This window comes from Martinezella lusitana (assembly GCF_014207095.1).
In the GTDB taxonomy this organism is placed as follows: domain Bacteria; phylum Pseudomonadota; class Alphaproteobacteria; order Rhizobiales; family Rhizobiaceae; genus Rhizobium; species Rhizobium lusitanum_B.
Genome location: NZ_JACHBG010000032.1, coordinates 58,902 through 65,423 on the forward strand (window position 1 = coordinate 58,902; position 6,522 = coordinate 65,423).

At 59.1% G+C, this 6,522-nt stretch carries 7 protein-coding genes, 1 tRNA gene and 1 pseudogene; 1 reads left to right on the forward strand and 8 read right to left on the reverse strand.

Annotation, left to right across the window (positions count from 1 at the left end; all coding sequences use genetic code 11):
- Positions 1-41: 41 nt before the first annotated feature.
- Entirely contained in the window at positions 42-947 is a 906-nt protein-coding gene (locus tag GGD46_RS31510; protein WP_184711138.1) for a LysR family transcriptional regulator, read from the reverse strand.
- A 143-nt stretch (positions 948-1,090) separates the two neighbouring features.
- Between GGD46_RS31510 and GGD46_RS31515 the strand changes: the two genes are divergently transcribed.
- Entirely contained in the window at positions 1,091-2,305 is a 1,215-nt protein-coding gene (locus tag GGD46_RS31515; RefSeq protein WP_184711140.1) for an MFS transporter, read from the forward strand.
- Between the two features lie 305 nt (positions 2,306-2,610).
- Here GGD46_RS31515 and GGD46_RS31520 read toward each other — a convergent pair whose 3' ends face one another.
- The 7 genes and pseudogenes from GGD46_RS31520 to GGD46_RS31550 form a co-directional block, all read right to left on the reverse strand.
- Positions 2,611-3,495, reverse strand: a complete 885-nt coding sequence (locus GGD46_RS31520; protein WP_184711142.1) for a nucleotidyl transferase AbiEii/AbiGii toxin family protein — start codon at positions 3,493-3,495, stop codon at positions 2,611-2,613.
- Entirely contained in the window at positions 3,488-4,105 is a 618-nt protein-coding gene (locus GGD46_RS31525; protein ID WP_184711144.1) for a type IV toxin-antitoxin system AbiEi family antitoxin domain-containing protein, read from the reverse strand. Before GGD46_RS31525 ends, GGD46_RS31520 begins: the two co-directional genes overlap by 8 nt.
- Before the next feature lie 256 nt (positions 4,106-4,361).
- Positions 4,362-4,958: pseudogene (locus GGD46_RS31530) on the reverse strand (transposase); the annotation flags it as partial.
- 14 nt (positions 4,959-4,972) lie between these two features.
- Positions 4,973-5,734 (reverse strand): aminoglycoside phosphotransferase family protein, encoded by a 762-nt coding sequence (locus tag GGD46_RS31535; protein ID WP_184711147.1) that lies wholly within the window; start codon positions 5,732-5,734, stop codon positions 4,973-4,975.
- A gap of 7 nt (positions 5,735-5,741) precedes the next feature.
- Positions 5,742-6,032 (reverse strand): type II toxin-antitoxin system RelE/ParE family toxin, encoded by a 291-nt coding sequence (locus GGD46_RS31540; RefSeq protein ID WP_184711149.1) that lies wholly within the window; start codon positions 6,030-6,032, stop codon positions 5,742-5,744.
- Positions 6,029-6,277 (reverse strand): CopG family ribbon-helix-helix protein, encoded by a 249-nt coding sequence (locus tag GGD46_RS31545; protein WP_184711151.1) that lies wholly within the window; start codon positions 6,275-6,277, stop codon positions 6,029-6,031. Before GGD46_RS31545 ends, GGD46_RS31540 begins: the two co-directional genes overlap by 4 nt.
- 153 nt (positions 6,278-6,430) lie before the next feature.
- Positions 6,431-6,507 (reverse strand) — tRNA-Met (locus GGD46_RS31550).
- Between the last annotated feature and the right edge of the window lie 15 nt (positions 6,508-6,522).

Here is a 6,522-nt window from a genome sequence, read left to right on the forward strand (position 1 = left end):
CCTCGTCTGTTGTTCGAACGAGCAGGCGATTTTCTGTCGCCTCATGTATCCCATGGAGGATCGCGCCAGAGCTCCGCGAGAAAATCGACGAAGACGCTGATGCGCTTTGGAACGGGCTCGCGCTTCGGCCGCACGAAGCTGATCGGCGCAATCTCTTCCTCCCAACCTTGCAGCACATGGACAAGCCGGCCTGCGCGCAGATCATCAGCTACATCCCAGAGTTCGCGCAGCGACACTCCAAGCCCGGCAACACACCACGCCCGCAGCGTGTCGCCGCTATCGGTGGCAAGGTCGCTCGACACGGCAACCTCTTCAACCTCCTTGCCGTTATGGAGCGTCCATCTATTCCGTCCCAGACCCGGATAGGAGAACAGCAGGCATGTGTGTTTCGTCAGCTCACGCGGATGTGTGAGGCTTCCGTACCGGTTGAGATAGTCCGGCGCGGCCACGACTATGCGCCGGTTGTCGGCCAGCCTGCGAGCAATCAGCCGAGAATCCGACAGCTTTGCCACACGGATAGCGACATCGACATCGCCGGAATAAAGATCGACGATACGGTCGGTCAGATGCAATTCAAAGCCGACTTTCGGATGCTGTTTACGAAAAGCGGCTGTAGCCGCCGCGACATAGCGGCTACCGAATGGCACCGGCGCCGTCAGGCGGATCGTACCCGAAAGCTCCACCGAGCCAGCACGTGCAATCTCTGAAGCTTCATTGAGCAACGTCAAGGCTATCCGTGCCCGCTCAGCCACGGCGCGTCCTTCATCGGTGATTTTCAATCGCCGCGTATTACGTTCGAAGAGGGTCGCCCCCAGCTGCTTTTCCAACCGGGCGATCTGCTTACTGACCGTGGTCGGAGCAAGATCCAATACACGGGCGGCGGCCGAAAAGCCGCCGCATTCGGCCACACGAACAAACACCGCCAGATCGTCGAGATTGCGAATCATTTCTGCCAAAACACCATAAGTATTCTGCAATTATGCACATTTCAGGCAAATGAGGCAAAGACCATGATGCGGTCCAAGCAATAGCGCCTGCCCGCCTTTCGCGTCCTCGCAAAGGCGAAGGCGGCACTTTCGAAAGGATCACCATGCCTCCGATCATCTGCATATTCTCGCTCTGCGCCTTCGCTATCGGCTTTACCGAATTCATCACCATTGGCCTCGTCTCCGCGATGGCCGATGACCTTCATGTCGATGTCACTCATGTCGGGCTGACCATCACCATTTATGCGGCAGGCGTCGTGATCGGTGCCCCGGTCCTGACCGCGCTGGCCGCCCGCCTGTCACGCAAGTCACTGATCCTCGCGGCTATGCTGACCTTCAGCGCCGGCAACGTGATCGCTGGCCTGTCATACAGTCTGACGCCATTACTCTTCGCCCGCCTGTTGTCAGGTCTCGCACATGGCGTCTTCTTCGCCGTCGCCTCCAGCGTATCGACGCGGTTGGTCGCGTCCGACCGCGCGGGTTCGGCGCTGGCCTTGGTCTTCGGTGGGGTAACGGTGGCGATGTCGCTCGGTGTGCCAGTAGGCACCTGGCTCGGGACCATCCTGCACTGGCAGGTCATCTTTCTCGTTATCGCTGCTTTCGGACTGATCGGCAGTTTCGGTATCGCGGCGCTGATGCCGGCCGGATCGGGTGCCGGCACAGCCAAGGGGGCGGGCTTGCGCGATCTCGCGGTGCTGTTCGATCGCAGGCTGCTTGCTGGCGCGAGCATTCCCATGCTCGCCTACACAGGCTCCTTCGCGTTCTACACCTTCGTCTCGCCGATCCTCCTGCAAGTCACGCATCTGAGCATCGGGGCCGCGAGTGCAACCCTGTTCGCCTTCGGCCTCGGCGCCGCGGTCGGCAACGTACTGGGTGGTCGACTGACGGACCGCTTGGGAATGGATCGTGCATCCGTGATCCTACTGGCCGGTATTGTTCTAGCGCTCGCTCTAACGGCCTTTGCCCTCCGTCAACCCGCAGCGATGGTCGGACTTGTCGCTCTTGTGGGGCTCACCACCTACGGCGCCATCCCGCCACTTCAATCTCGTATCCTGATGTTGGCCGAGCGCCACCGCTCACAGGCGATGGACGTGGCCTCCGGCATGAACATCGCCGCCTTCAACGCCGGCGTCGTTATCGGCTCGGTGATCGGCGGCGCAGCTATCGACGCTTGGGGCCTAGCGTCGCTCGCGTCTGTCGGAGCCGGCATTGCCGTGATCTCGGTTCTCGCGCTCCTTTGTCAGATTTCCCTGCCATCCATGAGGGCTGTTGAACTTGGCGCGGCGGCGGTGACGACACGGGAGGGGCGTTCGCTTTGATTTGCTTTGTTTGTAAGGTTTGTTTTTGTTCGTCACGCAGGGTGAGGTTAGGAGGCCTTGGGAGCTGGGATTTGGCTCGCAGCATCCGTGTTGCGGGGTGCGATATGTATGATAGAGATTTGATTTGGTGCGTGGGCAGGATTTCATCTTAACTTGCGATCGACGCAACCGCTCAATGACTTACTAAAAATTCTTCTTGCTGGCGACCGCAGCGGGCTATTTCGCACAGCGGCGTAGACGATTCACCGACGTCATACGATTTCGGAAAGATAGGCCTGTAAGGCAAAGGTGAGACGGCCGATGGCTCAGCCGTTTCGGACGCCGCCGTCAATGTCGATCGCCAATTTTGCGTGAGACATCAGGAATGGCGCAATGTCTGCGAGGACATCCGTCAGCGTTCCAGGATTATGGGAGACGCCCTCGACAAATGCCTTCCATTGCCGTTGCTTCTGGTCATCCTCAGCAAACGCCGGCGTCAACCCATCGGGCAGTTCCACAGGAATTGCGGTTCCACGCCGCGCGAAGGTCGCCGCGATCGCCCGCGCCAACCTGTCATCATTGTAAGCAAATGAACGGCTGAGAATCCAGATATCGTAGAAATCCTTCATTCGGCTATTGGCGCGCCCCAGCGCCACCATCGCCTGGAATTTCTCGGCGATAACGGTCTCACGCGCATAGGCCCGAAGGCGCGGCGCGGGAAATTCCAGCATCGAGGGATAGTCGAGTACTTCGGCACCCGGCTCCGTCGCATCGCCGAAGCCAATATCAATCGTCAGACCGATGCGGGCGCCGCTGATCGAGGCCGTTGTGCGGAGCCGCAACCCTCCATATTCCAGTTCCTCGCGGATGCGATCGATGCGCAGCGCCGCAATGTCGAACTCCACGCCATCGGCAGCTTCCAGCGACATGATTTCACGGAACGTCGCCAGCATAGGTTCGGCCTCAGACTCGCCGAAGCCCAGCAGATCAAGATCGCGCGTGCCGCGATGCGGGTCATCAAACCAGCTCATCATCAGCATGGCGCCTTTGAGAACAAAGCGGTCGGCATGCGGAGATTGTCCGAGCCTGTAGAGCAGCCGTTCGAGGGCGAAGCGCGTGAGGACGAGATCGAAACTCTGGCCGCTCGCCTTGGCGAATTGCAACAGACGCGCACGCACCGAGGCTCCGACATTCTTCAGTTCTTTAGCCATTGGCGATCAATGCCTCGAGATAGGGCCGGATCACTGTCCCGACAGCACCGCGCTCAGCATGTTTGGCGATTTCGTCCGGAGTTGCCTTGCGTTGGCGCAGCGCTTCCTGAAGCCCCTCGATCGCCACGGACAGGCCAATCTTGTTGCGATACCGGAAACAGTCTGCAATCGTCTTGGCGACGCTGAACACCTTCACGGGCACACCCTCGACGGTGTGGGTCTCAACGCTGTCGGTGAGCAGTCGATCGATAAAGCGAACCAGTCGTACCGGCGCGCCCTCCATCTTGGGCGCCCAATCCTTTTGGCCGATGGCCATCCACACATGCCTTGGCATCTGATCGGTAAGTTCATGAAACGCCAGCGCCGAGACAAGGCAGACAACGCCCTTCGGCACGCGCTTGGCGGCCTCCGCGAGGCTATGGTGTGCGTCGAGCGGGGCGTCAGGGAGCTGATAGAGACCGCGTGCAAGACGAAGCACCTCACCATCGCGCTCCATACGGCTCATGGTAGCGGCAGTCACGCCCTCAGCGCGCAGCTCGGTCAGGCGCGCAATGCCGTGGAGCCTGAGCACGGTTCGGGCAATCTGGCGTTGGGACGCGGGTTCCGTCATGATACGTTAGCTCGGAGAATAAATCCTATCATCCGAGGATACGTATCACAAAAATCAGCTTGCGGGAAGAGACCCGGCCTCATTCGATCACCCCATCCGTCCCCGGCGACAACAGGTCCATCGTGGGCGGAAAGATCGTCGGCGCGTATTTTTGCCCACTCTATTATTGACAAGTACGTAAGCGCGATTTTCGATGCGCATTAACGGCTGCTGCACCGCTGAGCGCGCCTCGCATCGATAGCGAGATCCGGCTCTGTTAGGCGGGGGATGTTTTCGAGAAGTTGATCGGTAGCAGGTCGCCGATGTCGGCGTTGTCGTCGCGCTGCGGCAACTCAGTGAGCGCGCGTCGTAGCCAGATCAGCGGGTCGACGCCACAGGCGCGGCATGTCAGCATGAGACTGTAGATCACGGCGCTGGCCTTGGCTCCGTCAGCAGTGTCGCTGAACAGCCACGATTTTCTTCCGGTCGCAAAAACTCTGATGTCACGTTCCAGAATGTTGTTATCGATGGGCATCCTGCCATCGCTGATGTAGCGCGTCAGATAATCCCACTGGTTCAGAGTGTAGGACACGGCGTCGCCGAGCTTGGTATCGGGTGCGACCTTTGGCGCGATATCGTCGAGCCATGACTTGAGGGCGTTCAGCACAGGTAAGCTGTGCTGTTGGCGGAAGCAGTGAATGCAGTCGGCCTGCGTTTCATTGGCCTCGGGCATCTTGTCTCGCGCCTGCCTTTCGATCCGGTAGAGTTGTTCAAAGAACCTGAGGGCCTGCTCAGGCGGCCCGCCACCTTTCTTTCTGGTTTTGAGGGCGTCGACGAAGCGCCGCCTGGAATGGGCCATGCATCCGACATGGGTTGGGCTGTTGGTTTTCACGCGGAACTGAGCCGGCTCAGTTCCGCGTGAAAACCAATACCGGCATCCAGCCCGTGATTGCGCACGGCACTGTCCAGAAAGCCTGCCAACGAGAAGAATGGATGGGTGATGACCGCATCCCCCCAATCGTTGATCAGGAAGCTGTCTGCGTTCACCAAGACGTTGTTGTCGTGAAAATCGCAATGCTCAAGCGTGTCGGGTATGTTGGACTCGGCCAAGTCGCGGCACAAGCCACGAACATCGTCGCCGCTCCGCTGCAACGCTGAAATCTCTGCCGTCGTCAGGCCTTCGCGCACCAGCAAATCTTCGTCATGAACGAGGTCATCGTAAAGATCGGGGAAGACAGCCATACGCCAGTCGTCAACGCCCGACGAGAGCAGCGAGTCTATGTCGGGAGATAAGGCACGCTGGATACGTGCATATTCGCCAACCAGCGTCTCAACGGTTTGCCGGTCATAGGATTCCTTCAGCTTGCCACGAAGAGGTTCACCACCATCGGGCATAAGGAACGCGCCAAGAGCCGGATTGCAGGCAAGAACCGGGAGGATAACGGCGGGAAACCGCTCGGCCAGGCGAGTCATTAACGCCGCCTCGCGCGCATAAGCAGGCGCGCTCCATTTCAGGTAGACATACCCGCGATCAGTGGCGAAACGATAGATCTTTGACCACGGTACGGCACGTACAAGGTCTGGCACGCCGAGCCGACGATAACCATGAGCTGCCAGACAATCTTCCGTCCAGATGATTGCCGCATCCATAGCGAAATTACAGCTCCGAAGGCCACCGTTGATGGGCATGCATAACGGTCAGAATCTCGATATCTGACCCGACGCGGTAGGGAGTGATATAGGGAATGTCCCCCAGCACCACTTCACGGGTGCCCTTGATGCGGCCGGCACGTCCCGTCGCCGGAAAATCCGCCAGCATATCCGCCGCCGACACAATCCGCGCGACAACGCGCGCAGCGGCGTCGGGATTGTCCTTCTGGATATACTCACCAATCTCATCAAGCCGCCGCAGCGCTCGCAGCGTCCAGCGGATGCGTTTCCGACTCATGATTGACGGGCAGACTTGACGTACTTGCCGACAACCTTCGCCAAATCATCATCGCTGGCAAACTCACCGCGATTGGCTTCGGCCAACCCCGCCTCGATCTCGGCGAGCTGCCACTCTTGTTGCTCAACGAACGCCTCAATGGCCTCGGCGGCCATGTACGCGCGGGAGCGATCCAGCTTTTCCGCAATCTGATTAAGCTTGTCTGCGGTTTCATCCGAAACCCGCACGGTAAATGCAGCGGTCATGGCATCTAACTTTCTTTGGTTCACTATAATTATTGGTGAACCAATGCGGTTCGTCAAGGTTCTTGTGATATGGACCTGGGGCGATTGTTAGGAATACGCGATGCCACCCTCCAGATTGAGCCGCGGCAATACATCGTTGTCGTTGGGAAAATTTGGTTGCGGGGGCAGGATTTGAACCTGCGGCCTTCAGGTTATGAGCCTGACGAGCTACCGGGCTGCTCCACCCCGCGTCACCAGCGCAAATC

Coding starts and splice junctions, on each gene's coding strand:
- GGD46_RS31540 (WP_184711149.1), bottom strand. CDS start 6,032: ATGAGTCGGAAACGCATCCGCTGGACGCTGCGAGCGCTGCGGCGGCTT.
- GGD46_RS31520 (WP_184711142.1), bottom strand. CDS start 3,495: ATGGCTAAAGAACTGAAGAATGTCGGAGCCTCGGTGCGTGCGCGTCTG.
- GGD46_RS31545 (WP_184711151.1), bottom strand. CDS start 6,277: ATGACCGCTGCATTTACCGTGCGGGTTTCGGATGAAACCGCAGACAAG.
- GGD46_RS31525 (WP_184711144.1), bottom strand. CDS start 4,105: ATGACGGAACCCGCGTCCCAACGCCAGATTGCCCGAACCGTGCTCAGG.
- GGD46_RS31510 (WP_184711138.1), bottom strand. CDS start 947: ATGATTCGCAATCTCGACGATCTGGCGGTGTTTGTTCGTGTGGCCGAA.
- GGD46_RS31515 (WP_184711140.1), top strand. CDS start 1,091: ATGCCTCCGATCATCTGCATATTCTCGCTCTGCGCCTTCGCTATCGGC.
- GGD46_RS31535 (WP_184711147.1), bottom strand. CDS start 5,734: ATGGATGCGGCAATCATCTGGACGGAAGATTGTCTGGCAGCTCATGGT.